The sequence below is a fragment of the Spiroplasma sp. ChiS genome, assembly GCF_002968355.1.
Lineage (GTDB): Bacteria > Bacillota_I > Bacilli_A > Mycoplasmatales > Mycoplasmataceae > Spiroplasma > Spiroplasma citri.
Genome location: NZ_PUUH01000154.1, coordinates 1 through 1,122 on the forward strand (window position 1 = coordinate 1; position 1,122 = coordinate 1,122).

General features: G+C 23.8%; 3 protein-coding genes. All 3 read left to right on the top strand.

The genetic code is table 4. The features are described from left to right. The first annotated feature begins 152 nt into the window (after positions 1–152). From C6B38_RS04635 to C6B38_RS04645, 3 genes are read left to right on the top strand one after another with little or no spacing between them, the layout of a single operon-like run. A complete protein-coding gene (locus tag C6B38_RS04635) occupies positions 153–548 on the top strand; it encodes a hypothetical protein (RefSeq protein ID WP_105298833.1) in 396 nt (131 codons plus the stop codon). Next, on the top strand, positions 548–784 hold the full coding sequence (locus C6B38_RS04640) for a hypothetical protein (RefSeq protein WP_071937673.1): 237 nt from the start codon (positions 548–550) through the stop codon (positions 782–784). Before C6B38_RS04635 ends, C6B38_RS04640 begins: the two co-directional genes overlap by 1 nt. 11 nt (positions 785–795) lie before the next feature. Next, positions 796–1,041: a hypothetical protein gene (locus C6B38_RS04645; protein WP_199558587.1), complete on the top strand. Its 246-nt coding sequence runs from the start codon at positions 796–798 to the stop codon at positions 1,039–1,041. Positions 1,042–1,122 lie beyond the last annotated feature (81 nt).

Below are 1,122 nucleotides of genomic sequence, written 5' to 3' on the forward strand. Positions count from 1 at the left end.
GCGTGATTTAAAGAATGGCGAAATTGTTAATAAAAAAGAATATTATTGGTCGGAAATCACAAAGTTAAGTGTTAAAGAACGATTAAAATTGTTTGATATTGATATTTTGAAAAAGAATTTAAAACCTAAAAAAGAGAAAGGAAATAGTAAAGATGATTAATTTATTAGTTGAAAATAATAATAGTAATTGAGACAAGATTTTTAGTTTTGTTTTTGATATATTTTTGTTTATTTTTGATGTAATTTGAAATACAAAATTACCGATGACAAATACATCGATTGCTTATTTTTTAGTCTTTTTTATGGTTATTAAATTATCTATTTATGCAATTCACGGTACATCAACACAATATAATAATTTAGGTTCGACAGTTAATAATGGTGTTYCGCAAGTATATTCGTCAACTGTACGAAAAGGTATTAATGTTGGTAAAAATGTTTATCAGAATAGTAATAAGCAGCAAGTTAAAAAAGAACTTAAACGACAAAGTATTAGATATCAAGCGAAAAATATTAGAAGTACTAAATTTAAAGGAGATAAAAAGTAATGATTAAATTAGTTTTATTGGTGGCGGCGATTGCGATATTTGGTACTGGTTTTATTACTGTTATTGTTAATCAATTTACATCAGCAAAAAATATTATTATGGATTTATATAATTCTGATACTTGGTTGTTTTGATTATTTGGGAGAATGGCAGTTTTGTTTAGTCATCCGTTAATGTTAACAATATCGAGTTTATATATTGTTGGGTTTATTGTTTCAAAAACATTGTATAGTTAGGAGTTGAGTTTATGAAAATTAAAATTTTAAAGTTTTTAAAAGAAAAATGATGAGAAATATTAGTATATATTTTAGTTGTTGGTTTTGGTTTTGCTTTATTTATTGGATCAATTTACGATAAATGAGATAAATTAATTAATGAGTTTGGTATTTTATTCTGATATATGTTAGTTGCAAATTTGTATTTTTGATTTGAATTAGTTTKATGTATTTTATTTATAATTAATTTTAAAAAGAAGAAAGGTGGTAAAGAATAATGCGTAAGTCATTATCTTTATTTGCCATATTTATTTTAACTTTTTTGGGTTTGGTTATTCCATTTATTACTTTAACGGCGT